Consider the following 24,866-nt stretch of genomic DNA (forward strand, 5'->3'; position numbering starts at 1 on the left):
GGAGAGGTCGGATTGCATCGCCAGATGCAATCCGGGTGAGGGGGTACAGGTCTCACCACGTACACTTCCCGCGGCTGCCCCTCACCCCGACCCTTTCAGCGCGAGCGAAGCTCGTCGCGGCCCCGTAAGAACGGGGAGAGGGAGTGCACCGTCGTTGCGGCCAGGACTTGAGTCATCACTCTCTGCCCTTCATCTGACAGTGGGCAGCCCCGCCCTGTTGCACTGCACCATCGCCCCGCCGCTACCCCCTCCATCCCCTTTCCTGTTCCGGATGTGTCGAACCGTTGTTACAACTCCGCGACATATTCTTTATCGCATACAGACAGGAGATTGCCGCCATGCCCGCGCTCGCATTTTCCAACAACGATATTGCCGTCGTCGCCTGGACCTTCGATCGCCGCCTGGATGGCTGCCTCGGCTTCGCCATTCACCGCATCGACGCCAATGGCAACACCGACACCATCCTGCCTGCGCTGGCGCGGTTTGCCGGCCAGACCGCCGACGATCTCAACACCGACCAGGCCCCGGTGCAGAAATTCTGGTGGAAGGACCTCAAGGCGAAGCGCGGCGGCACCTATAAATATCGCATCGTGCCGATGGGCGGCACGCCCGGCCAGACCTTGACGCCGCTTGCCGGCGTCGCGCCGCTGGAGAGCAACGAGGTCACGCTGACGCCGGAGCGGCCGCCGTTCCACGTCTATTTCAACCGCGGCATCACCGCGACGCAGGCGCTGACGCATGCTCTGAACGATCATCCCAGCGTGCCGGCGCTGGCGCCGCACATCCTCGATCCGGACGATCCGATCCGCATCCGCCTGATGGGCCAGCTGCAGGACGGGCTGACCTCGCTGCTGAAGCGCGCCGATGATGGCGGCGGCACCATCCATGCCGCGCTTTACGAACTCAACGATCCCAACGGGCTGGAAAAGCAGCTGCAGCACAATCCGAACAGCCGCATCGTGATCCTCGGCAACGAGCAGGGTCCCGACGGCGACGATGCCGATGCCAAGAACCGCGCCGCGCTGAAGGCGGCCGGCGTCGCCGTGACCGACCGCATCCTCGGCAAGGGCGACATCCCGCACAACAAGTTCATGGTGCTCACCGAGAACGGCAAGCCTGTGGCCGTGCTGTCCGGCTCGACCAACTGGACCTCGACCGGCCTGTGCACGCAGACCAACAACGCGCTGGTGGTGGAGAGCCCGGAGCTGGCGCAGCGCTATCTCGGCTATTGGAATGCGCTGAAGGCCGACGTCGACGCCGCCGATGGCGACAAGAAGCAGCTGCAGTCGAAGACCTTGCGCGACTTCGCGCATGCCAACAACGCCAGCTCGATCACAAAGCCGATCGATCTCGGGAATGGCGTCACCATCGAGCCGATGTTCTCGCCCAACACGCCGGGCAAGCTCGGCAAGACTCCGAAGACGCCCAATGATATGGGCCGCGTGTTCGAACTGATGCAGGGCGCCAAGCACGCCGTGCTATTTCTGGCCTTCGATCCCGGCAACAATTCGATCCTCGACGTCGCCGGAAAGCTGCTCAAGGACAAGCCCGACCTGTTCGTGCGCGGCGCGCTGACGAGCCCAGTGCGGGCCACCAACTTCTCGGCGGCGCTGCATGCCGGCGGCCATTCCGAAGGACCGGCGGAGGAGGGGGCGGACGCCGACGCCACGCCGCAGGTGAAGGTCGTCGGCGAGGCCGGCACGCCCAAGAAGCAGGGCGCCAAGGGCAGCATCGATTTCCGCGGCGTGCCCGCCGGCGCGGTGGGCGCCAAGGACGCGTTCGGCAAATGGGAGACCGAGCTCGCCAAATACGGCTTCGCCATCATCCACAACAAGATCGTGGTGATCGATCCGTTCAGCGACGATTGCGTCGTCGTCACCGGCTCGCACAATCTCGGCTTCCGTGCCTCGCACAACAACGACGAGAACATGCTGATCATCCGCGGCCACCGCGGTCTCGCCGAGGCCTATGCCTGCCACGTCCTCGACCTCTACGACCACTACGCCTGGCGCTTCCTGCTGAAGCAGCACCCCGACATCTTCGGCAAGCCGCTGCAATCAGACGACACCTGGCAGGACCGCTACATCAAGGGGGACCAGGAGAAGTCGCCGGAGCTGCGGTTCTGGATGTCGGCGGCGGGTGGCGCTGCGGCAGGGGCAGGGGCGGGTACGGCGCCGAAGAAGCCGGTGAAGCCCACCGAAGCTACCGGCACCACCACGCCGGCCAAGAAGCCGGCTGCGAAGACCAAGCCTACCAAGCCGTCGACCAAGCCGGCCAAGAAGGCCCCGAAGAAAGCTGCCGCCGCAGCCAAGACCACCGCCGGCAGAAAGAAGACCACCAAGAAGAAGGTTGCCAAGAAGGCTTCGAAGACGGCGCAGAAGAAGACCGCCGCTGCGAAGAAGGCAAAGACCAAGAAGACGGCGAAGCGCCCTGCGAAGAAGACCGCAGCGAAAGCCGCCAAGAAATCGAGGTCAAAGAAGAGTGCTGCGAAGAAGCGGCGATGAGCAAGGTTCGTCTCGCTGACAGGATGGTCTACACCTAGGAACATAGGTCCGGGTGAGCGAAGCGGCATCCGGATTTGCTAGGTCGGCATGTCGCGCCCGCTCACGCAGGCCATGTTGTGGGAGGCCGCTCTCAGTTCAAAACTGATTCGATAGTTCTTCTGCGACAGTATAAAGTGCGGCCATTGCGGTCAGTGCAGAGGCCTTGGTGCAGCTTACTCCAAGCTTCGCTACTCGCCCAGGGTGAATGAGGTTGCGTGCATCTCTTGCCATGTGCGCAAGCTTTTCTCCGCTAGAGGTTAGAAGTCCGGCTCCTGCAGCAGCGTCAACGAGCTCAGAAAGAACCATGTCGTTGGGAGCCTTCTTTGTTTTAGAGCCAGCCTTCTCCACAGCCCAAAGCAGTAATGACTCCAACGCAGAGCCAGCAAATGTCGTTGCCCCCAACCATTCTTGCGCACCAAAGTCTATCCAAGCAGCCCGAGCTTTTTCTTCGATGCCTGCACGCCGGTCAGGGTCGGTGATGAACGGCAGTTCGGGCTCAGGTGGAGGAATGGTGTCCCGGCATTGCAACATCAGCTGGCGTATGCGCTCCATTGCGTCCCTGCTGCCCACGTCGCGGACGACGATTGTGTCGCCTATTTCCCAACGTGCGACCGTTGCAGCGAGCACGGCTCGGCAGCGAGATAGCTCTAAATAGCTCTGAAATGGCAACTCCATCAGTTCGCTTGGAACATCATTGAGCAGCGTGAGAATGGTCTTAACTTCTGGTAGGTAGTGGTGCTTAAGTCTTCTATCGTCGATATCGGTGGGTTTTGCTCCGATGAGAAGTTCAATAGCTAGCACAACCTCGCTCGGTAGGACGCGCATGCGTAGCCTCCAACATTCGGTTCGTGGTTCTGTCCGTGGATCGGTCACTCTGCGGCGGATCGGCATATTCCCCGGTCGTACCAACTATAAAGTCCGTCGACGATAGACCTGAGTCACGGTGACGCTATATTCAACTAGCACGGTCACGAAACCAGTGACAGCTGGACACCGCCAAATGGTGCACACGAGCACCGATCTTCATCGCCCTGATCGAAGCGATCGTCTGCGGTCAATCATGCAGAAAGAGCCTTTCGCCACGAGCCGTTACGGCCGCCGCGCCTCACTCGTGCCGCCACACCTTCACTGATGACACCAGCAGGATCACGGCAAGGATCGGCAGCAGCACCTGATCGGGGACGATGCCGAGCAGACGGCCGCCGATGAAGGTGCCGAGGATCGAGCCGAGCGCCATCACCAGCACGAACGTCTTGTTGTCGGCGACGACGGAGAAGGCGCTGGACTGGCTGTAGCGGGTGAAGCCGACGATCATCGTCGGCAGGCTGACCGCGAGCGACAGGCTGCCGGCGAGCTTGATGTCGGCGCCGAACAGCAGCACCAGCGTCGGAATCAGCAGTTCGCCACCGGCCACGCCCATCAGCGCCGCGACGATGCCGATGCCGAAGCCCACGACCACGCCGGCGACGATCTGAGCGGGGCCGGCCAGCAAGGCCGCGTGGTCAGCCGATCCGTGCCCGAACAGCAACGCGCCGGCGATCAGGACGAGCAGCACCGCCAGCACACGATAGAGATTGCGCGAGCTCAGGCGCGTCGCCCAGCCGGCACCGAGCCAGGCGCCCGCTAGGCTGCCGGCCAGCAGGTTGACGATGACGGGCCAATGGGACGCGATGGTGCCGAACGGTACCGTCGCGGCGCGAAACGGCAGCGCAGTGGCGACGACGATCAGGCTCATCGCCTTGTTCAGGATGACCGCCTGCAGCGCCTTGAAGCGGAATGGGCCGATCAGCAGTGGCAGCCGGAATTCGGCGCCGCCCAACCCGATCAGCCCACCAAGGGCGCCGATCACCGCGCCGCCGGCGAAGGCCGGGAGTGGATTGCCCGTCCTGGGTGGCGTGTCGGTTGCGGTGGGGGACGGATGCTGTGGCGTGGAGCTGGTCATCGGCGAGGCTCATCCTTCGAGTGGCGGGTGTGCCGCTCGCTCGTGTGAAGATCTACCGAACAAGCCGATGCAAGGCGCCGCCCCTGCTGCCGCGTGGCAGGCGCCCAGCAAGCAGCAGAAGCGAGGCGCGTCAAGGCATCCGGCTCATCGCGCGCCGTCATGTTTGTTCTCGCAAAATTTCTCTTTCGCTTTCCCAGAAATTATGCTCTACTCCGCGTTGTCCGGCCCCAACGAGGGGACGCTTCGCGGTCGTCACGGACGTCGGGTGCGGGATGCGATGGGCGCTGTGGGTCGCAGCATGGCTTTGCCGTACCGACGAACGATCCCTGGCGCACGGTGAAGTCGCGTGGTCCTGGCCTCCCGATGCTGAGGTCAAGCCTGCGGGCGTGGCGGATGACGCAGCCTGCGGGTGATGGGGGCAAGACAGCCCGGTCCCCAGGGAGATCGCGTATAAATCGTAAAGCCATCGCGCAGGGAGGGCCGGGTGTTTCGGCCAGACCTGTGGTTCCTGCCGCCTGCATTTTTTTCGCAGGCGGGCCACGGGCGCGGCCAGCGCCCGGCCTTCCCTGCGCCCTCAGTTAGGAGAGGGCGGTGAGAATGGCTTATAGCTCGGGCGCAGGGCGCCGCGAGATCGCGAAAGTGTATCCACATATTCGCAGAAAGCGTATCCGCAGATGTCGTGCGAGCTTCTTGAGTTGGACGTCTCTGCAGGCGTCATTGCGAGCGCAGCGAAGCAATCCAGGGCGTCACGCGCGGCCCTGGATTGCTTCGTCGCTTCGCTCCTCGCAATGACGGAGTATGGAGCAGCGCGTCGTGCGTTACGACCATGATCGACTGCAGAATCGGGCGACCCGGCGCAACCCGAGGGGCCAGCGTTCGAGATGCAAGAGCTCGTGCTCGTCTCCCTTGCTTCAACAACACCCACATCCCCAAAAACAAAAACCCCGCCATTTGCGGCGGGGCCCAGTCTGGGAGGAGCAAGCGGTGAGGCTCGCCGGTAAACCCAGTGAAGGATCAGGCGGGGATGCGCTCGTCCATGTCGTGCGGCTCGCGCAGCACGTAGCCGCGGCCCCAGACGGTTTCGATGAAGTTGCGGCCTTCGGAGGCATTGGCCAGCTTCTTGCGCAGCTTGCAGATGAAGACGTCGATGATCTTGAGCTCGGGCTCGTCCATGCCGCCGTAGAGATGATTGAGGAACATCTCCTTGGTGAGGGTGGTGCCCTTGCGGAGCGAGAGCAGCTCCAGCATCTGGTATTCCTTGCCGGTCAGGTGCACGCGCTGGCCGCCGACTTCCACCGTCTTGGTGTCCAGGTTGACGACGAGGTCGCCGGTCTGGATGACCGATTGGGCGTGGCCCTTGGAACGGCGCACGATGGCGTGGATGCGGGCGATCAGCTCGTCCTTGTGGAACGGCTTGGTCATGTAGTCGTCGGCGCCGAAGCCGAGGCCCTTGACCTTGTCCTCGATGCCGGCGAGGCCGGAGAGGATCAGGATCGGCGTCTTGATCTTCGAGACGCGCAGCTGCTTGAGCACGTCGTAACCGGACATGTCTGGCAGATTGAGGTCGAGAAGGATAATGTCGTAATCGTACAATTTTCCGAGGTCGACGCCTTCCTCGCCGAGGTCAGTCGTGTAGACGTTGAAGCTTTCAGACTTCAACATCAGTTCGATCGACTGCGCGACGGCGCTGTCATCCTCAATCAGCAAAACGCGCATGCCAGTTCCCCATAGTCGCCGCTCCGGGCGTCAGGTCGGCCGCCATTGCGGCACTCAAAACGCCTTTGAACAACTGATTCGGATCCTGACGAGAGATGGTTAACAAATCCTGATTCCTCTCCGCAAGCTCTAACCGTGCAATTTTTGTCGAATCGCCGTAAGGTGTTGCGATGAAGCAGTTTTTCTTAGCCGTCTTCGTTCAAGCTCCATGTTAAGAGATGGACCTAACCGACTCTCGGATCTCACCGCTTTTTGAAGGCGGCAAAGCGAAGCACGTCAGTCACTCCAGACCATGACGCAATGATTAATGATGCGAGTAAACACAGAGTTAAACCGGCGACGCGAATCTGCCCCTACTTAAGGTTTTCGCAATGAAGGCTGGTTCGCAATGAAGGCTCTCTCGTCATGAAGGCTGTTTCGTCATGAAGGCGCTGGCCGAGCAGATCAACGATATCGACGCCGTCAACACCTATGGGCGGGTGGTCGGCGTGAAGGGACTCATGGTGGAGATCGCCGGGCCCATCCATGCGATGTCGGTCGGCGCGCGCATCGTGGTCGAGACCGGCAATAATTACATCCCCGCCGAAGTGATAGGTTTTTCCGGCAAGAATGCCGTGGTGATGCCGTTCGCCGGGCTGGAGGGCGTGCGGCGCGGCTGCCGCGCGGTCATCGCCAACGCGGCCAATCAGGTGCGGCCGTCACAGGCCTGGCTCGGCCGCGTCATCAATGCGATGGGCGAGCCGATCGACGGCAAGGGGCCGCTGCCGCAGGGCGCCTCGCCGGTTCCCTATCGGAACAATCCGCCGCCGGCGCATTCGCGCCGCCGCGTTGGTTCGCCGCTCGATCTCGGGGTGCGCGCACTGAACACCTTTCTCACCTGCTGCCGCGGCCAGCGGCTCGGCATCTTCGCCGGCTCCGGCGTCGGCAAATCGGTGCTGCTGTCGATGCTGGCGCGCAACGTCGATGCGGCGGTGTCGGTGATCGGACTGATCGGCGAGCGCGGCCGCGAGGTGCAGGAGTTCCTGCAGGACGATCTCGGTGACGAGGGCCTCGCGCGCTCGGTCGTCGTGGTCGCGACCTCGGACGAGCCGGCGCTGATGCGACGGCAGGCGGCGTATCTCACGCTCGCGATCTCGGAATATTTCCGTGACGAGGGCAAGGACGTGCTTTGTCTGATGGACTCGGTGACGCGCTTTGCGATGGCGCAGCGCGAGATCGGGCTGTCGGCCGGCGAGCCGCCGACCGCCAAGGGCTACACGCCGACGGTGTTCACCGAGCTGCCGAAACTGCTCGAGCGCGCCGGTCCGGGCAGCGGCGACGGCACTATCACCGGGATCTTCACCGTGCTGGTCGATGGCGACGATCACAACGAGCCGGTGGCGGATGCGGTGCGCGGCATTCTCGACGGCCACGTCGTGATGCAGCGTTCAATCGCCGAACGCGGCCGCTATCCGGCGATCAACGTCCTCAAATCCGTGTCGCGGACGATGCCGAAATCGGCCGACCCCGTATTCCTACCGACGATCATGCGCGCGCGTCAGGTGATGGCGACCTACGCCGACATGGAGGAGCTGATCCGGCTCGGCGCCTATCGCGCCGGCTCAAGTCCGGAGGTGGACGAGGCCATCCGGCTGCACGAGCCGCTGGAGGCGTTCCTCCGTCAGCGCAAGGACGAGGTCTCCAGCCTTCATGACGGGTATCGCGAGCTGGAACAGATCCTGGGGCGCTTGGAAACGGAAAGCTAACTTTGTCGGGTAATCATCCCCTCCATGTAAAGAGTTCAGTCGGCGGGCCCAGGAAGGGCGGCCGGCCCTGTCCCGCGCCGTCTACGGGACTTCTGGGGAGTATGAGTCGATGAAGTCGCGCGAAACGCTGATCCGTCTGAAGAAATTTCAGGTGGATGAGAAACGCCGCCGGGTGACGCAGATCGAGGGCATGATCGCTGACTTCCAGCGCATGTCGGCCGAGCTCGAGCGGGAGATCCAGACCGAGCAGGACCGGGCCGGCATCAACGACCCGACCCATTTTGCCTATCCGACCTATGCCAAGGCCGCGATCCAGCGCCGGGAAAACCTGACGCGCTCGGCCGACGAGCTGCGCGCCCAGCTCGAGGACGCCAAGGCCGCTCTGTCCGAGGCGTTCGAGGAGATGAAGAAGGTCGAGCTGCTCGACGAGCGTGACCAGGCCCGTGAAAAGGCCGAGGAGAGCGCCCGCGAGCAGGCCGACATGGACTCGATCGGCCTGATGCGCGCCCGGCTCGGCGTCATCGCCTGAGCCCGACGCCGTCACGGCCGTCGTTTTCGAAAACCCGGGCCGCGAGGTCCGGGTTTTTCGTCGCGCCCACCCCGCTGGAGCGCCGCGCGCGATGTGTGCTACGGGAGGACGTGGGCTCGAACGAGGGAGTGGGGCGATTTTCGGGGACGCTGAATGCTGACGCCGGCAGAGCTGGTCAGGTTGCTTGCCGCCGTTGCCCAGGGGGACGAGGCCGCATTCGAGCGCCTCTACGCGGCGACGCGCGCGAAACTCTATGGCGTCGTGCTCCGTATCTTGCACCGACAGGACCTCGCCGAGGAGGTCGTCCAGGAGACCTATGTGAAGGTCTGGAACAACGCCGCCCAGTTCAACCCCGCGGTGTCTTCCCCGATCACCTGGATGGCCGCCATCGCCCGCAACCGCGCCATCGATCTGGTGCGCAAGCGCGGCGAGCTGTCGTTGGAGGATGAGCCCTCCGCGCTCGAGGTGGCGGCCGAGACGCCGGACCCGCTGGCGCGCCGCGAGATGTCGGAGGAGCTCAAGCGCTTGTTGGAATGCGTCGGCCAGCTCGAGCCCGACCGCCAGAAGCTCGTGCTGCTTGCCTACTATAACGGCTGGAGCCGCGAGCAATTGGCGACCAAGTTCGAGGCGCCGGTGAACACGGTGAAGACCTGGCTGCGGCGGAGCATGATGGATATCCGCCAATGTCTCGGTCTCGGATGAGGTGTGGTTCGGCTGAGGCAAGAGACCTTGTAGGTGACGTGACCTGGACCTGTGATGGCGTATAGCGAAGACCATATCGCGCTGGCGGCGGAATACGCGCTCGGGACGCTCGATGCCGCCGAGCGGGCGCAGGTCGAGACCATGATGGCCGTCGATCGCGATTTCGTTGCCCTGGTCCAGGCGTGGGAATTCCGGCTCGGGCCGCTCAACCAGATGGTCGGGCTGGTCGAGCCGCGCCCCGAATTGTGGGAGCGCATCAAGGCCGAGATCGCGCGGTTGAGGGCGACGGCCGAGCCCGCTTCGGTCGCCGAAGCGCCGGTCATTGTCGCCCCGCCAGAGCTGGAGGCTCCCGAGGCTCCAGTCCTCGTGGCCGAAGCTCCGCCGACCGATGCTCCGAAGCTCGAGGCGCCAAGCGTCGAGGCTCCTGAGATCGAAGCTGCCGAGATCGAAGCTGCGAAGATCGGCGCTCCGCCGGTCGAGATCGCCCCGCGAGACATCCCGGTCGAAGCCCCGGCCATCGCGGCCCGGCGAAGCGCGTCTGCGGTGCACGAGGTTTCGAACGACAGCGCCAACGTCGTTCGGCTGTCGTCCAAGGTCCGGCAGCTGCGCGCGGTCGCGAACGTCATGACGGCGCTTGCCGCCGCGCTGCTCGCGCTGGTCGGCGTCCAGGTCTATCGGCCGGAGGTCCTGCCGCAGCTGTTGCGGCCCAAGGCGCGGATCCAGACCGTGGAGGTCAAGGTTCCGGCGGCGCCGCAACCCTCGGCGCAGTTCGTCGCGCTGTTGCAGAAGGATGCGGCATCGCCAGCCTTCATTCTCACCGTCGATGCCACCAGCAAGAGCTACACCGTGCGCCGGGTCGGCGCGGCGCCGGAGGCCGGCAAGAGCTTCGAGTTGTGGCTGGTGTCGGACAAGCTGCAGAAGCCGCGCTCGCTCGGCGTGATCGGCGGCAGCGACTTCACCAGCCGTCCGGTATTGTCCGCCTATGACGCCGACACCGTCAGCCGCGCAACTTACGCCGTGACCGTCGAGCCCGAGGGCGGGTCGCCGACGGGGCAGGCGACCGGGCCGATCGTCTTTACCGGCAAGCTGATCGAGACCGTGCCGCCCGGCCGCTGAAGCGAGGCAAAAAGAAAACGCCCGTGGGGAGCGGGCGTTTTCGGTAGTCGACTTGGGGTTGGGTCTACTACATATCCACGCGGCCAGTTGGGGGGCTGTGAGAACCGCGTGAATTCCGGGAATTCCTGTCAGCGAACCAGCGACGCCTCCGAGCTCGTCACCGCAATCGGCTTGCCGGCCTTCATGACCTTGGCCGTCTGCGTGTAGCCGGTCTCCGCGTTGAGGCGGGCGGAGATGCCGAAGCCGGCCACCGCGATGCCAGCCACGAGTGCGACCACCACGATCTTGAGGTGGGTCGTCCGATCCGCGCTGTAAATCGAGTGGTTCATGGAGGCCTCCTGCTGCCTTCCGTCCTGCTTCGTTCGTCCTTGCTGATTCGTGTGATCCGGGCACGTTCCGGTTCACCGTCTCGCATCCCACAACGTAGGAAACCTCGATTCTGTTTCGTAGTGGTCATCACAAGCGTGTGATAAGGCGTGATCCGCTGCGACTGGAAATCCATAAAATCAATCTTTTCTATTTAATATCAGTATCTTGTATGGATGTTCGGTGTGCGGCTGAAAATGCAGCCACCTAACGCAAAATTAAGAAATCGTTTGCCTGTGGCGGTAATGCACGGGGTGTTTGCCCGGTAAAGCGGCAGGAGCCGGCGCCTTGCGCCGGCCCGCCGATGAAAACGCGCTCGGGATTCTCCAGTTCCGCAACGGCCGACCGTCACACGCTCCCCACCGTCTTCAGCCGCGCCCGCGGATGGATTTCGGCCTGCGACAGCACCGTGGTCTGGGCGCGGAAGCGCTCGACCAGCGAGCGGACGAAGGGCCGGATCGCCGCCGAGGTCACCAGCACCGGCGATTCGCCCTCGCGCGCGGCGCGCTCGAAGGCGTCGCGCGTGGCGGTCATGAACTCCGACAGCCGCGACGGCTGCATCGCGAGACTGCGCTCCTCGCCCTGGCCGATCAGCGATTCCGCAAACGCCTGCTCCCATTTCGCCGACAGTGCGATCAGCGGCAGATAGCCCATCGGCGAGGTGTTCTGGGCGCAGATCTGACGGCCGAGGCGGGCGCGGACGTGCTCGACGATCGTTGCCGGGTTGCGCGAGAACGCGAGCGCGTCGGCAACGCCTTCGAGGATGGTGGAGAGGTCGCGGATCGAGATCCGCTCCGACAACAACAGCTGCAACACGCGCTGGAGGCCGGAGATCGTGATCTGGGTCGGCACGATATCCTTGACCAGCTCGCTCTGCTCCTTCGGCAGCTCCTTCAGAAGCTTCTGCACCTCGCCGTAGGACAACAGCTCGCTCATGTTGGCCTTGAGCAGCTCGGTCAGGTGCGTCGACAGCACGGTCGCCGCATCGACCACCGTGTAGCCTTTCAGCGTCGCTTCCTCTTTCAGTCCCGCGTCGACCCAGGTGGCGGGCAGTCCGAAGGTCGGCTCGGTGGTGTGGATGCCGGGCACCGCGACCTGGTTGCCGCCGGGATCCATGACCATGAACTGGTTCGGCCAGATCTTGCCGGAGCCCGCGTCGACCTCCTTGATCTTGATGATGTAGGTGTTGGCCTCGAGCTGGACGTTGTCGAGGATGCGCACCGACGGCATCACAAAACCCATCTCGATCGCCAGCGAGCGCCTGAGAGCCTTGATCTGGTCGGTGAGCCGGTCGGTGCCGTCGGGCGCGTTGACCAGCGGCAGCAGCGCGTAGCCGAGCTCGATCTTGAGGTCGTCGATCTTGAGCGCGGCGGAGATCGGCTCTTCGGCCGCCGCCGCAGCAGCAGCGGCTGCCGCGGGAGCGGCGGCGGCCGCTGCGGCTTCCTCGGCCTTGGCGACATCCTTCTGCTGGTGAGCCTTGAAGGCGAGGATGGCGGCACCGCCGCCGAGCGCCAGGAACGGGATCGTCGGGATGCCCGGCAGCAGCGCCAGCACCAGCATGACGGCGGCGGACATGCCGAGCGCCTGCGGATAGCCGGAGAACTGCTTGATCAGCGCCTTGTCGGCAGCACCGCTGACGCCGGCCTTGGAGACGAGCAGGCCGGCCGCGGTGGAGACGATCAGCGCCGGCACCTGGGTGACGAGGCCGTCGCCGACCGTCAGCGTGGTGTAGGAGCGGGCGGCCTCGGCAAAGCCCAGACCCTGCTGGGCGACGCCGATGATGATGCCGCCGATGATGTTGATGAAGACGACGAGCAGGCCCGCGACCGCGTCGCCGCGGACGAATTTCGAGGCACCGTCCATGGCGCCGAAGAAGCCGCTTTCATCCTCCAGCTCCTTGCGCCTGGCCTTGGCGACCTTCTCGTCGATCAGGCCGGCGGAGAGGTCGGCGTCGATCGCCATCTGCTTGCCGGGCATCGAATCCAGATGGAAGCGCGCCGCGACCTCGGCGATACGGCCCGAACCCTTGGTGATGACGACGAAGTTCACCGTCACCAGGATCGCGAACACGATGATGCCGATGACGAAATTGCCGCTCATCACGAAATTGCCGAACGCCTCGATGACGTGGCCGGCGGCGTCGGTGCCCTCGTGCCCGCGCGACAGGATCAGCCGGGTCGAAGCCAAATTCAGCGACAGCCGCAGCATCGTCGAGATCAGCAGGATGGTCGGAAAGGCGGAGAATTCCAGCGGCGTCTGGATGAACAAGGCGGTCATCAGGATCAGGATCGACAGCGTGATCGAGATCGCCAGGAACAGGTCGAGCACCACCGAGGGCAGCGGCAGGATCAGCACCACCAGGATGGTGAGAATGCCGAGCGCCAGCGCGATGTCGCCGCGCAGGACCAGCGTCTTGAGATTGTCGAATGAGAACCCGCCGGCCGGAGACCCGGTCCCCTGACCCGCCGTGACGTCGACCATGGCTTTCGCCCCTTCCCGCGGGCCGCGTCTGCCGGCCCCAAACGACTGCGCGGCGGCCGACGGGCCGCCGTTTCTGACTGGAGCGACTGTGCTGGCGTCCACGGAAGGTCCCCCCCGTCAACTGCACTCGGCTGCAACACTCACTTCCAACCCGGCAATTTTTGCCCGGTGTATGGTTAGCGTTCGGTTAACGACGGTTAACGAAAGGTTGCGGGGAGGGGGAAAGGGGTGGGCGGGCGGTCGTGCCGCAAGGCCGGGCGACGCGTCGGCGAAACGCTTGGCGGTGCGGGGATTGTGATCGTCGAACGAGCCGAGACGGCAAACAGATCGCGCAGCTGCGCTCCCGTCCATCGCTGCCCAGGGCACGAGCGGCGCTGTGTCTTCACCCTCCCCCCTGCGAGGAAGGTCGACCGGCGCGGAGCGCCGGGCGGGGTGGGGGTGCCACGAGCACCACTGCATCGGTCCGCCTTTCGTTCGAGCGCGCGATCACCATCTCGCGGCGCCTCGCGCCCGAGCTGTGCATCAGATCCGCCCTCGAATCAGTGGAGGGCGCAGGGAAGGCCGGGCGCTGGCCGCGCCCGTGGCCCGCCTGCGAAAAAAATGCAGGCGGCAGGTACCACAGGTCTGGCCGAGAACGCCCGGCCTCCCCTGCGCAACGGTTGGAACGGCTTATACGTGGTCTCCCTGGTGCGCCGGGCTTGTTGGCCACCATCCCCAGCACAATGCGTTGGCACTGCGCCGCGTTGATACCAGCGTCGGGGTATCAGGACCGCACGATTTCGCCGTGCGCAACGAACCGTTCGTCGGCGCGACACGAAGCCACGCTGCGATTCCTTGCGCCCATCGCATCCCACCTCCCACGTCTCGTGACGGTCGCGACACGCCCCTCCGGCGGAAGCAGGACGGAGAGAGATATACATGATTTCGGAAAAAAGAAAAGCAGAAAATTCGGTAAATCGAAAAATGACGAGCCGCGTGCGGCTGCTGGCGGGAACCAACTGGCTGGGTCTATGATGACGAGAACGAGGAATACACCGAATGCGGACAGTTTTTCTGCTTTGGCACAGCCGACCGCTTGACGACCGTCTTGACGAGAACGAGACCGACGACAAACTCGTCGGAGTCTACAGCAGCGCTGCCGAAGCCGATGCCGCAAAGATGCGCAAGCTTCAATTCGAAGGCTTTCGTGACTATCCTGATTGTTTCCTGGTCAGCGAATACGAAGTCGATAGGGATGCGTGGAGCGAAGGCTTCACCACGGTCGGCAGCCTCGATCGTCCGCGCGATCCCGCACCGTAGTCTCGTGGGCGTCCTCGTTCGTGGCATTTTGTAACAACGCCGCATGCGGCCTTCATTAAGCAACACCTGCTGCTATCGTGCCACGACGATGGAGCATTCGATGTTGCGTTCGACACTTTCCGTTCTGCTGGCCGCAAGCCTGTGGCTCGTGCAGCCCATCTCTCTTTCACCTGCAATCGCGGGTCCCTTCCTCGAGCGGCTGCAGGCGCGGATGGCGGCGCGCGAGGCCGCGAGCCAAAGCGCGCCGGCAATCGAATACGCCTATGGGGCCGATCCGCTGCAAAGGCTCGATGTCTGGCGGGCGAGGGGAGGCGCGGCTGCGCCGCTGGTCGTGTTTGTCCATGGCGGCGGATGGAAGCGGGGCGACAAGCGCAACGCGACCGGGGCTGCGAAGATCGAGCATCTGCTCGCGCAAGGCTACGCCTTTGCCTCGATCGACTATCGCCTGGTGCCATCAGCGACCGTGGAGCAGCAGGCGGCGGATGTCGCCGCGGCACTGGCGTGGTTGCGCAACAATGCCGGGCGGCTGGGGATTGATCCCTCGCGGATCGTGCTGATGGGCCACAGCGCCGGCGCGCATCTCGTCGCGCTGGTCGGGACCGATCCGCGCTACCTGACAGCGGCCGGGCTGTCGTTCCGCGACGTCAGCGGCATCGTCGCGCTGGATGGCGCCTGCTACGACGTGGCGCGCCAGATCGCCGACAGCGGCCGCTTCATGACCGACACCTATCTCCAGGCGTTCGGCACCGACTCCGTGCGCCAGCGGTCGCTGTCGCCGACCCTGCAGGCCGCAAAGCCGAATGCGCCGGCCTTCCTCATCCTCCACGTCGACCGCGCCGACGGCAAGGCACAGTCTGAGGCGCTCGCCGCGGCCCTGACGCGAGCCGGAACGCCGGCTGAGGTCGAAGCGGTCGGCGGCGCAGGCCTGCGCGGCCACCTCGAGATCAATCGCGAGCTGGGCAATGCCAGCCATCCGGCCACCGCGATCGTCGACGCCTGGCTGCGCAAGATGATCGGCGCCAAATGACGAGCGCGCGATGACGGTGCATTGAACTATCGCCGTTGCACTGTTCAAGCGGAACGGAAAGCGTGACCTCGCTGACGCGGGACACCAGCATCGGGGTGTCAGGACCGCACGATTTCGCCGAGCGCAACGAACCGTTCGTCCGGAATTAGTGACAGTGCTGGACTGCACTCGAATTCGTCAGCCTCCGGAATAGCTCGCATCTTTGAATTATGAGGAACCTGCAATTTGTTGCACCTTGCAAGCCGGCGTGTGACATCGGCACGGGGGCTTCTCGCCATGATGATCCCGGCCATTGCCCCCACACCTACAGCGTCACGACGATCTTGCCGAAGTGCGAGCCGGACCGGAGATGGGCGAACGCTTCGGGAGCCTCGTCGAAGTCGTAGACCCGATCGACGATCGGGTGGATCGAGTGTTCGGTGAGGAAACGATTCATGGCAGTGAAATGTTCGGCCGAACCCACGGTGACACCGATGATGTCGGCGTTCTCCCATTGCAGGCGGGCGAGGTCGGGCTTCGGGCCGAAGCCGGTCAAGACACCGATCTGAACGATCTTGCCTCCTGACGCGACCGACCGCAGCGATCGGTCGTAGGTGCCGGGGCCGCCGAGTTCGAGGACATGCGTGGCGCCTTGGCCATCGGTCGCTTTCATCACCGCGGCATCCCAATCTGGCGTGTCGCGGTAGTTGATGAGGATCGAGGCGCCCATGGCCCTGGCGCGGGCGAGCTTGTCGTCCGAGGACGAGATGACGATCGCGCGCGCGCCCAGTGCGGCCGCGAACTGGAGGCCGAACAGCGCGACGCCGCCGGTGCCCTGGACCAGCAGAGTGTCCGCTTTGCCCATTCCGCCGCGGGTGATGAGGCCGTGCCAGGCCGTCACGGCGGCACAGGGCAGGGTCGCCGCTTCGACCGCCGAAAGGTGCTCCGGCACGGAGACCAGCGCCGTCGCCGGCAACACCACATACTCTGCCAGCATGCCGTCCATCGTGTTGCCGCCGAGGGCTGACGGAACATAGCTGGCCTTGAACGGCCCGGAGATCCAATCGCGAAAGAACGATGCGGCCACACGGTCGCCCGGTCGCCATTGAACGACATCGGAGCCTACGGCATCGACGATTCCTGCGCCGTCGGAGAGCGGAACGCGGCCGTCGAACCCGCCGTCACCCGCTCTGTCGAGGATCAGGAGGTCGCGGTAGTTGAGACTTGCCGCCTCGACTCGAATGCGGACCTCGCCGCCGGCGGGTTCGGGCTTGATGAGGTCGGTGCGCATCAGGCGACCTGCACCTGCATGGCCGTTCAAATGATAGGCTTTCATCGTTGCTCCCTTCACAAGAGGACTCCCCTTGGATGAGCACGATCTGTAAGGTCTGACATCGCTGTCAGGGTCAAGAGGTTTTCAGGTGAAGATCGGCGAACTCTCCCGGAGGACGGGAGTCAGCATCCGGATGCTGCGTTACTACGAGGGCGAGGGCCTGCTTGCGCCGCAACGAACCTTGTCCGGATATCGCGACTACGGTCCGGCGGACGAGGAAGCCGTGCGCCGGATCAAGGTGCTCGGCTCCGCCGGGATGACGCTCGACACGATCAAGCAGTTGCTCCCGTGCGTGCGGAACACCCGTCCGGATTTCAGACCTTGCGACAATCTGCGAAGAGTGCTCACGCAGCAGGTCGGCCTCATCGATCAACGCATCGAGGCACTCAGCCAGAGCCGGACGATTCTCGCGGGCTTCATATCGAGCGTGAGCTGATCGCCGGATATCGAATGTCGGACGTCGTGGCCGCGGATGGGTCGAAGATGTCGACAGTCCGCGCCATCGGATCAAGCCCTGAGGGTGATCGCGATCAGGCGCATGACGCAAAAGCTCCCGGCGACGCGCGTCGAGAATGGAACCGCTATCGGATTTGACCGGGTGTCGACGCCCCGACATAATCCCGAACAAGGCTTGCTCATAACAACGCCAGCACGGGAAGAAACATGAACGATGCATGGACTGTCCTTGCGGGGACAATGATCACGGCCTGCGTGCTCGCGACAACGAGCCCGGCTCGAGCCCAACAAGCGCAGACGCCATCGGCCCAGACCTCCTGCGTCACCCAGAACATGGTTGTGCCGCCCGGCGCCAACACCACCGACAAGGACAAGCCGTTCTTCGTCGACCCCACGGGTCTGGATTTTTCGACCAAGCCGCCGACGCGCGATCCCAGGACTCCAAACTATCCGCAGGCCACCGAGCTGCCTGACGGCACCCTGCCGCCTGCAGGCGCCGAAGGGAATTTCATCATCGGTCCGACCCACGCGCCGGCGCCGGAGACGGTCGCGAAGGAGGGGGTGCCGAAGGGCACCGTCGTCTCCTTCACGATGTCGTCGCGCGACAGCGTGATCTACAATCCCGGGCTGATCCGCGACGATGTGGCGGGCTGCACCAACTCATCGATCATGATCACGACGACCGTGCCGAACGACAAGTCGAACATGATCGTCACCACCAGCCATCCGGGCACCTGGACCCGCAAGATCGATGTCTACGTGCCGCCGAACGCCGTGCCGGGCGCCGAGCTGCCCTTCATCGTGCTCGGCGACGGCGGGTCCGCTGCCTGGAAGGACATGAACACCGTCCTCGACAATCTGATCCATCAGCGGCGCGTGCCGCCGATGGTGTCGATCCAGATCGGCAATGGCGGCCAGGATGCGCAGGGCGCGCAGCGGGGCCGGGAGTACGACACCGTGTCGGAGACCTATTCGCAGTTCGTGCAGCGTGAGGTGCTGCCGCTGGTGGAGAGCCGCGCCGGCGTCAGGCTGACCGGGAATCCCGAGGGACGCGCCACCATGGGCTTGAGCTCCAGCGGCGCCGCGGCCTTCATCATGGCGTGGTTCAATCCCGATCTCTATCGCCGGGTGCTCGCCTATTCGCCGACCATGGTGAACCAGCAATGGCCGCAGAATCCGGCCCTGCGTGGCGGTGCCTGGGAATTCCATTCGCCATGGACGGGCCCGGCCACGCCCAACCTCACCGTGAAGGACGGCGCGCTGGTGCCGTCGGAGCCGCCGGGCGCGCCGCTGATCCCGAGCGCGCCGGTGAAGCCGATCCGCTATTGGTTCGAGATGGGCGATCAGGACCTGTTCTATCCCAACCCGACCATTCCCGACGGCATGCATGACTGGACGCTCTCGGCCGAGCTGATGGCCAAGGTGCTGGCCGACAAGGGCTACCACTATCAGTTCATGTTCGTGCGCAATGCCAGGCATGTCGACCGTCCCACCATCGCGCAGACGCTGCCGTCCGCGCTGGAATGGCTGTGGAAGGGCTATCCGATTCCGTGACGGCGCGTTGCGCGGGCGAATGACAGACGGGCGCTCTTCGAGAGCCCTGACGATGCGCGGCTTCGGAGCGAAGCTAACACCGGCGCAACAGGTCGGTCGCACCTGCTGATGTCAGGCGCCTCAGGAGAGCGGCCACCCTTCGTCTCGCGCTGGGGCTGCGGGACAGCAGAATGTGTCCGGACAGCGCGCGGCCGGTGGCGGGCGGCATCAAGTTTTTCTGATCGTTGCGATCAACTATTGCGATTGGCGGCAGTGGATGTCGTTCTTTAGAACTCTTCTAAATGATCTCAGGAGAGTTGAAGATGCGTCGACCAAAGCCTCGCCATCGCATCCGGCTGACAGTGACGGCCGCGGGCCTTGCCGGGCTTGCATCACTCATCGCCGTCGCTGCACCCAGAGCCGAAACGCCGGCCCCGGCGCCGGCCTATCTGCCGACCGTCAGCGATCTCATGATCGGGACGATCCAGCCGCGGCACATCCGGCTGTGGATTGCCGGCCATAGCGGCAATTGGGCGTTCAGCGCCTATGAGCTCGGCAATCTCAAGGGCGCGTTCAATCGCGTCAGCCGGGCGCAGCCGCTGGTCGAGGGCAATTCGTTCGCCGACATGAATGCGGCGGTGACGCAGCAGCCGTTCGACGAACTGGCGCAGGCCATCAAGCAGAAGGACATCGGCCGCTTCGAGCAGTCCTATGCGAACCTCACCGCCGCCTGCAATTCCTGCCACCAGGCGCTCAATCGAGCGGCGGTCGTGATCAAGGTGCCGCAAGGCGCCAGCGTGGCCGACCAGGATTTCACGCCGGGCGCGGAGTGACGGCAGCGGGCTCGAACGGCAGTCGTCGTGATACACGTCGCACGAACGATGCCCGCCAAGGGAGAGGCCCGATGAAGCTCTATTCGTTCTGGCGATCGCTGGCGAGCTATCGCGTGCGGATCGCGCTCAACCTGAAGGGCATCGGCTACGAGCTCGTGGCGGTCGACATCGACCGCCGGCAGCATCGAGACGATGCTTATGCCGCGCTCAATCCGCAGATGGCGCTGCCGTCGCTGGTGCTCGACGACGGCAGCGTGCTGACGCAGTCGCTTGCGATCCTCGACTATCTCGACGAGGCGCATCCAACGCCGGCGCTGCTGCCCAGCGATGCGAAGGGCAGGGCGCGGGTGCGGGCGCTGGCGGCGATGATCGCCTGTGATGCGCATCCGCTGACGACGCCCCGCGTGCAGCGCTATCTCACCGAGGTGCTGCATGTCGACGACGCGGCGCGCGCGGCGTGGCTCAGGCACTGGGCGGCCGAGATGCTGGTCGCCGTCGAGGCGCAGCTCGCCGGCCATGCCGCGACCGGCCGCTTCGCCCATGGCGACGCGCCCACGACGGCCGATATCTGCCTCGCCGGCCACGTCACCTTCGCGCTCAACCAGGGCCTCGACCTCGCCTCCACGCCGACGGTGAAGCGCGTCTTCGAGGCCGCGATGGCGCTCCCGGCCTTTGCGTCCGCCCATCCGCTGGCGCAGCCGGATACGCCGGATGCGCTGCGCCGCAAGCCAGCGGTGTCGTAACCTACCTACGCCAGGACCGTCGGCGCTACCGCGCCGGCTGGCCGCCGTCCCGCTTCATCCAGTCGCGGAATTGCTCGAACAGGACCTTGGTCTCGTCCTCGCTCATCCGCCGGCCACCCGTCGGCGCCCGCGTGCTCATCCACTCGTCGAACTGCTGCTTGACGGCAGCGCCGTCGGCCTGCGGTGGGCGGCTGCTTGCCAGCAACTCCTCCGCGGCGCGGAAGCGGGTCCAGCCGGGAAGCGAGGAGGCGAGGTTGATCTCGTTCCACTTCGGATGAAATGGCGGCTGCTTGAACTGGTCGAACCGCTTGAACAGATATTCGACGAAGCGCGACACGCGACGGTAGCGCTCGGTCTCCGGCGACCAGTTGTAGACGGCCAGCACCTGCGGCACGCCGATGGTCTCGACGCTCTCACCGGGCTTGAGCAGGTTGGGATAGTCCTGCGAGGTCAGCTTGGTCGGCACGTAGTAGTCCTGCAGGCTGCGCGCAAACGGGATCGGGAGGAAATGGAAGCCCGGCTCGGGCTTGAACTTCGCGAACAGGTCGGTCGGCTTGCCGGTGACGTGAACGACGCCGGCAATCTCGCCGGTCCGCATCTTCTCGAGCGCCACCGAATTGTTGATGAACACCTTCTCGGCGTTGATCTTGAGCCGGTCGAACACGATGCCGCCGGTCAGGTTCGCCGCACTTCCCACCGTGTTGAAGGAGACCTTCTTGCCGGCGAGATCCTCGAGCGTCCTGATCTCGGGGCGGACGTAGACATGCATCTCGTTGATGTAGAACGAGCAGATGTAGCGGATCCGGTTCTTGATGTTGGCCAGCGTGCCGTTGCGCACGAATTCGTCGAGCACGTCGGCCGAGGTGATGGTGACGTCGACGCCGCGCAGATACAGCAGGTCCTCGATGTTGCCGAGCGCGCCATAGGTCACCATCGGCAGCACGCGCAAATTCGGCCGGTCGTCGAGCACCTTGGCCATCTCGGCGGCAAAGCGGATGTTGGTGCCTTCGAGCAGGCCGCCGGCGACGCCGACCGTCCACTCGTTGGATTCCTGCAGCTTGCCGCCTTCGCCTGCGGCGGCGGCCGTTGCCGACTTTGCCACGCGCGGGGCCTGTGCAGCGGCGGGCAACGACACTGCCACGCTCAATCCTGCCGCAACGACGCAACTCAATAGACCGACCCGCATGCCCCAATTCCTCCGTGGCCGGTGGCTCGGTGATTGCGAGCCCGGCGATTTTTCTGCCGCATTATCTCCCTGATCGGTGAAGGTGGTCTACTACTCGCCGGTTGGTCGCAGTGAGGTCGGGTGTCGCAGCCGGGCGATGCCACCAAAAAGCCACATCGTTGGTTGCGCTCTATCCGAGACAGGAAAAGCTAACTAATATCGCGATGCAGGCGCGCTGCTGACACACCCGGTCAAAATGGCCTAGTGGGAACTACTACAGCTCCTGGTTGTGAATTGTGGCGCAGTCAGGGCGTTGCGCAGGCCGGAATTGGTGCGACCTGCGTCGGAACCTGTGCGAGACCGTCACCGCGATCAAGCACCGGCCTTCGCGCAATGGTCACGCCAGAACTGCCGGTACGCCCCCTCGACACAGCGCGTGTAGTTGGCGACGTCGCCGGCCGGCGAGCGCGCCACCATGCCGGGCAGCTCCGGCCGCAACTTCGCCAGCAGCTCCGGCTGCGCCGCGAAGCTCTTGGCGATCCTGATGTAGCCGTCATCATCATCGGCGACCCAGTCGGCGAGGCCGGCTGCGGTGAGGATGCCGCCGGCCGCGCGCGAGGCCGCGCCCCGGCCGAGCTTGGCGACCACCGGCACGCCCATGTAGAGCGATTCGAATGTCGAGATGCCGCCGTTCTGCGGGAACGGATCCAGTGCGATGTCGATGCGGTCGTATGACCGCAGATGCTCGCTGCGCTCGCTGGCCCCCAGGCAGACGAGGCGCGCGTCCGGCACGCCCTGCGTCACGAAACGGCCGATCAGGCCGTCGCGCACCAGGGCGTCGTTGAGCGCGAGATGCTTGATGACGAGTTGGGCGTCCGGCACTTCGCCGAGCAGCCGCGCCCACAGCGCGATCGCCTCGTCGGAGATCTTGTCGATGCGGTTGTAGACGCCGAAGGTGACGTGGCCGTTCTGCAGCATCGGCGGCGGCGACGGCGGAATGTCGAGCAGCGGGTCGATCGTGATCACCGACGGCAGATCATGGACGTGCTCGGCGAACAGCGGCCGCACGCTCTCGGGCACCGTGACCGGATCGGCGAAGAAGTAGTCCATCGTCGCAAGGCCGGTGCCGGTGCCGCTGCCCCAGGCCGTGACCTGGATCGGCGCCGGCTTGCGCGCGAACACCGGCATGCGCATGCCCGTGGTGTAGCCGGAGAGGTCGACCAGGATGTCGACGCCGTCGGCCTGGATGCGGTCGGCGAGCTCGTCGTCGGAGAGGTTCGACGCCTCGACCCAGACATCGGCAGCGGACTGGAATTTGGTGGTGAAGTCATCGTGCCGCGGCGAGGTCGAATAGCAATTGACCTGCACCTGCGCCTTGTCGTGTCCGCGCAGCACCGGCAGGAACGCGAAGGCCGCCGAGTGCGTGCGGAAATCGGCCGAGACGTAGCCGACGACGAGGCGCCTGTCGGGATCGAGCGAGCGCGGGCTGAGCTTGCGGCGCGGGAATTTCGAGCCGACCGCGACCCACCAATAATGCCGGGCGGCCTGCTGGACGGCGAAGTCGGCGCCGGAGAGGAAGTCGAGATAGAAGATCTTCTTGGTGATGGCTTCGTCGTAGTCGGGCTGCACCGTGAGCGCCTGATCGAACCGGGCGATCGCGCCCTCGATGTCGCCGAGCCGGCCGAGGCAGGCGCCGAGCAAAGTGAGCGCGACTTGCGCCGTGGGGTTCTGGTCGAGCACGCGCTTGCAGGCGGCCATCGCCTGGGCGACGTTGCCCTTGATCATGCAGATCTGCGCCTTGCCCTGCCACCCCACCTGGAGGCGTGGATCGAGCGTCACCGCGGCGTCGAAATCGGCTTCGGCCTCCGCGGTGCGGCCGGACAGCATGTAAAGCCGGCCGCGATGCGCCCGCAGCTCGGCATGGGCGGGCCGTGCGGCGAGGGCGGCATTGAAGGTCGCTTCCGCCAGCTCGAAATGGTGCAGCTCGAGATGCGCGAGCCCCTTGTTGACCGTCGCCTCGAAATGGGTCGGGTTGAACGTCAGCGCGCGTTCGGCGCTCGCGGCGGCGGCGTCCCAGCGCCGCAGCATCAGCTCGGCAACGCTGCGGTTGCACCAGGAATCGACATCATCCGGCTTGAGCTCGAGCGCCCGTGTCGCGGCGGCCAGCGCGGCGTCACCCTGCTTCAGGCGCAGCAGGGCGATCGTCAGGTTGCGCAAGGTGATCGGCGCATTCGGCCGCAGCACCAGCGACCGCTCCAGCGCCACACGCGCCTCCTCGTAGCGGTCGCAATTGACCAGCGCCCAGCCGAGATTGGATTGCGCGTCCGCCGAATTGGGCTCCAGCGCAACCGCCTGCGTCAGGAAGCCCGTCGCATCGCTGAAACGCGCCGAGGACACCAGCGACACGCCGAGCAGATGCACCGCCTCGAAGCAGGTCGGCACCTCCTGCAGCAGCTTGGCGCACAGCGCCTGGGTATCCGCCTGGCGCCCGGCCCTGAAGGCCGCATACGCCGCCGTCAGCTGCGTCTCGACGAGCTTCTTCTGCTTCTTTTCCTGACGGGCCTTCTGGAAAGCGCGCGAACCGACAGTGCTCAAGGGCTCATTCTCCGGGCGGACAAGACGGGCGGTGACGTCGAAAGGGCGGCAGCCGCGTCCGCGCCGCAGCCGGCAACCGGGCCACCGCCATGCCCGGCGGCAGCAAAGCCCAGGGTGTGTCCTGCGGGTTGTCCGGTGGCCGGCCACGCGCAACGCGACGCGGCGGAGCTTGCCCGGGCTATGGTTAGCAATTGGTTAACGAAGGCCTCGGGCGCGCCGCGAGAGCAGGGTAATTGCACAGGAGCGTCCGGGCTTGAGCCCAGCTGTTTCCGTGCCGTCATGACCGGGCTTGTCCCGGCCATCCACGTCTCTGGAGCTGGTGAAAGGAGAGAACTGGCAGCCCGGGCCTTCGCTGTGCCGGCGCCGCTTCGGCCGCGCAGACCGGACAAGCCCCGGGCAGGATCAGCAACCAATACTGGGAGATGCCGTGCAACAGTCTGCATCTGTGCTCATCTCAAAACGACATGCACGATCGTCTCCCGCGGCGCATGGCGCCCGAGCTGTGCAATCAGGTTCGTCCTCAAAATAGGGGAGGGCGCAGGGAAGGCCGGGCGCCGGCCGCGCCCGTGACCCGCCTGCGAAAAGAATGCAGGCGGCAGGTACCACAGGTCTGGCCTGATACGCCCGGCCCTCCCTGCGCAACGGTTGGAACGGCTTATACGTGGTCTCCCTGGTGCGCCGAGCTTGTTGGCCACCATCCCCAGCACATGCGTTGGCACTGCGCCGCGTTGATACCAGCGTCGGGGTATCAGGACCGCACGAT

Annotated in this window: 19 protein-coding genes; 11 read left to right on the top strand and 8 right to left on the bottom strand. The window is 64.9% G+C overall.

Annotation, left to right across the window (positions count from 1 at the left end):
• The first annotated feature begins 338 nt into the window (after nucleotides 1–338).
• On the top strand, nucleotides 339–2,504 hold the full coding sequence (locus S58_RS08450) for a phospholipase D-like domain-containing protein (protein WP_015664859.1): 2,166 nt from the start codon (nucleotides 339–341) through the stop codon (nucleotides 2,502–2,504).
• 135 nt (nucleotides 2,505–2,639) lie between these two features.
• Here the strand turns inward: S58_RS08450 and S58_RS37365 are convergent, their stop codons facing one another.
• The 3 genes from S58_RS37365 to ctrA form a co-directional block, all read right to left on the bottom strand.
• A complete protein-coding gene (locus S58_RS37365; protein WP_015664860.1) occupies nucleotides 2,640–3,368 on the bottom strand; it encodes a hypothetical protein in 729 nt (242 codons plus the stop codon).
• Nucleotides 3,369–3,648: 280 nt separating this feature from the next.
• Nucleotides 3,649–4,485, bottom strand: coding sequence for a sulfite exporter TauE/SafE family protein (locus S58_RS08455; protein WP_015664861.1), 837 nt, complete (start codon nucleotides 4,483–4,485; stop codon nucleotides 3,649–3,651).
• A gap of 1,014 nt (nucleotides 4,486–5,499) precedes the next feature.
• Nucleotides 5,500–6,201, bottom strand: a complete 702-nt coding sequence (gene ctrA / locus S58_RS08460; protein ID WP_012046382.1) for a response regulator transcription factor CtrA — start codon at nucleotides 6,199–6,201, stop codon at nucleotides 5,500–5,502.
• A gap of 422 nt (nucleotides 6,202–6,623) precedes the next feature.
• Here ctrA and fliI point away from each other — a divergent pair, with 422 nt between their 5' ends.
• The 4 genes from fliI (at nucleotide 6,624) to S58_RS08480 (ending at nucleotide 10,293) form a co-directional block, all read left to right on the top strand.
• Nucleotides 6,624–7,946 carry a flagellar protein export ATPase FliI gene (gene fliI, locus S58_RS08465; RefSeq protein WP_015664862.1) on the top strand — a complete coding sequence of 441 codons (1,323 nt, stop codon included), beginning with the start codon at nucleotides 6,624–6,626 and terminating at the stop codon, nucleotides 7,944–7,946.
• A 109-nt stretch (nucleotides 7,947–8,055) separates the two neighbouring features.
• Complete coding sequence (fliJ, locus tag S58_RS08470) at nucleotides 8,056–8,475, top strand: flagellar export protein FliJ (RefSeq protein ID WP_015664863.1); 420 nt, start codon at nucleotides 8,056–8,058, stop codon at nucleotides 8,473–8,475.
• A 153-nt stretch (nucleotides 8,476–8,628) separates the two neighbouring features.
• Nucleotides 8,629–9,177: a sigma-70 family RNA polymerase sigma factor gene (locus S58_RS08475; protein ID WP_015664864.1), complete on the top strand. Its 549-nt coding sequence runs from the start codon at nucleotides 8,629–8,631 to the stop codon at nucleotides 9,175–9,177.
• A gap of 54 nt (nucleotides 9,178–9,231) precedes the next feature.
• On the top strand, nucleotides 9,232–10,293 hold the full coding sequence (locus tag S58_RS08480; protein WP_015664865.1) for an anti-sigma factor: 1,062 nt from the start codon (nucleotides 9,232–9,234) through the stop codon (nucleotides 10,291–10,293).
• Between the two features lie 128 nt (nucleotides 10,294–10,421).
• Here S58_RS08480 and S58_RS08485 read toward each other — a convergent pair whose 3' ends face one another.
• Both S58_RS08485 and flhA read right to left on the bottom strand, forming a co-directional pair.
• Nucleotides 10,422–10,622 carry a hypothetical protein gene (locus tag S58_RS08485; protein WP_015664866.1) on the bottom strand — a complete coding sequence of 67 codons (201 nt, stop codon included), beginning with the start codon at nucleotides 10,620–10,622 and terminating at the stop codon, nucleotides 10,422–10,424.
• Between the two features lie 385 nt (nucleotides 10,623–11,007).
• A complete protein-coding gene (gene flhA / locus S58_RS08490; RefSeq protein WP_015664867.1) occupies nucleotides 11,008–13,140 on the bottom strand; it encodes a flagellar biosynthesis protein FlhA in 2,133 nt (710 codons plus the stop codon).
• 1,038 nt (nucleotides 13,141–14,178) lie between these two features.
• Here flhA and S58_RS08495 point away from each other — a divergent pair.
• Both S58_RS08495 and S58_RS08500 read left to right on the top strand, forming a co-directional pair.
• The gene (locus tag S58_RS08495; protein ID WP_015664868.1) at nucleotides 14,179–14,439 is read left to right on the top strand and encodes a DUF7336 domain-containing protein; all 261 of its coding nucleotides are present in this window, start codon (nucleotides 14,179–14,181) and stop codon (nucleotides 14,437–14,439) included.
• Nucleotides 14,440–14,539: 100 nt separating this feature from the next.
• Entirely contained in the window at nucleotides 14,540–15,466 is a 927-nt protein-coding gene (locus tag S58_RS08500) for an alpha/beta hydrolase (RefSeq protein ID WP_015664869.1), read from the top strand.
• 304 nt (nucleotides 15,467–15,770) lie between these two features.
• Here the strand turns inward: S58_RS08500 and S58_RS08505 are convergent, their stop codons facing one another.
• A complete protein-coding gene (locus S58_RS08505) occupies nucleotides 15,771–16,781 on the bottom strand; it encodes a zinc-dependent alcohol dehydrogenase family protein (protein WP_015664870.1) in 1,011 nt (336 codons plus the stop codon).
• Nucleotides 16,782–16,866: 85 nt separating this feature from the next.
• On the opposite strand from S58_RS08505, the gene S58_RS08510 reads away from it, so the two are divergent.
• From S58_RS08510 to maiA, 4 genes are all read left to right on the top strand, one after another.
• The gene (locus tag S58_RS08510) at nucleotides 16,867–17,214 is read left to right on the top strand and encodes a MerR family transcriptional regulator (protein WP_015664871.1); all 348 of its coding nucleotides are present in this window, start codon (nucleotides 16,867–16,869) and stop codon (nucleotides 17,212–17,214) included.
• Nucleotides 17,215–17,441: 227 nt separating this feature from the next.
• Nucleotides 17,442–18,788, top strand: coding sequence for an alpha/beta hydrolase (locus S58_RS08515; RefSeq protein ID WP_042339012.1), 1,347 nt, complete (start codon nucleotides 17,442–17,444; stop codon nucleotides 18,786–18,788).
• A gap of 302 nt (nucleotides 18,789–19,090) precedes the next feature.
• Nucleotides 19,091–19,600 carry a hypothetical protein gene (locus S58_RS08520; protein ID WP_015664873.1) on the top strand — a complete coding sequence of 170 codons (510 nt, stop codon included), beginning with the start codon at nucleotides 19,091–19,093 and terminating at the stop codon, nucleotides 19,598–19,600.
• A gap of 71 nt (nucleotides 19,601–19,671) precedes the next feature.
• Entirely contained in the window at nucleotides 19,672–20,343 is a 672-nt protein-coding gene (gene maiA / locus S58_RS08525; protein WP_015664874.1) for a maleylacetoacetate isomerase, read from the top strand.
• A 25-nt stretch (nucleotides 20,344–20,368) separates the two neighbouring features.
• Here maiA and S58_RS08530 read toward each other — a convergent pair whose 3' ends face one another.
• Both S58_RS08530 and S58_RS08535 read right to left on the bottom strand, forming a co-directional pair.
• Entirely contained in the window at nucleotides 20,369–21,529 is a 1,161-nt protein-coding gene (locus tag S58_RS08530) for a TAXI family TRAP transporter solute-binding subunit (RefSeq protein WP_015664875.1), read from the bottom strand.
• Nucleotides 21,530–21,880: 351 nt separating this feature from the next.
• A complete protein-coding gene (locus tag S58_RS08535) occupies nucleotides 21,881–24,103 on the bottom strand; it encodes a tetratricopeptide repeat protein (protein ID WP_015664876.1) in 2,223 nt (740 codons plus the stop codon).
• Nucleotides 24,104–24,866 lie beyond the last annotated feature (763 nt).

The organism is Bradyrhizobium oligotrophicum S58, from assembly GCF_000344805.1.
Lineage (GTDB): Bacteria > Pseudomonadota > Alphaproteobacteria > Rhizobiales > Xanthobacteraceae > Bradyrhizobium > Bradyrhizobium oligotrophicum.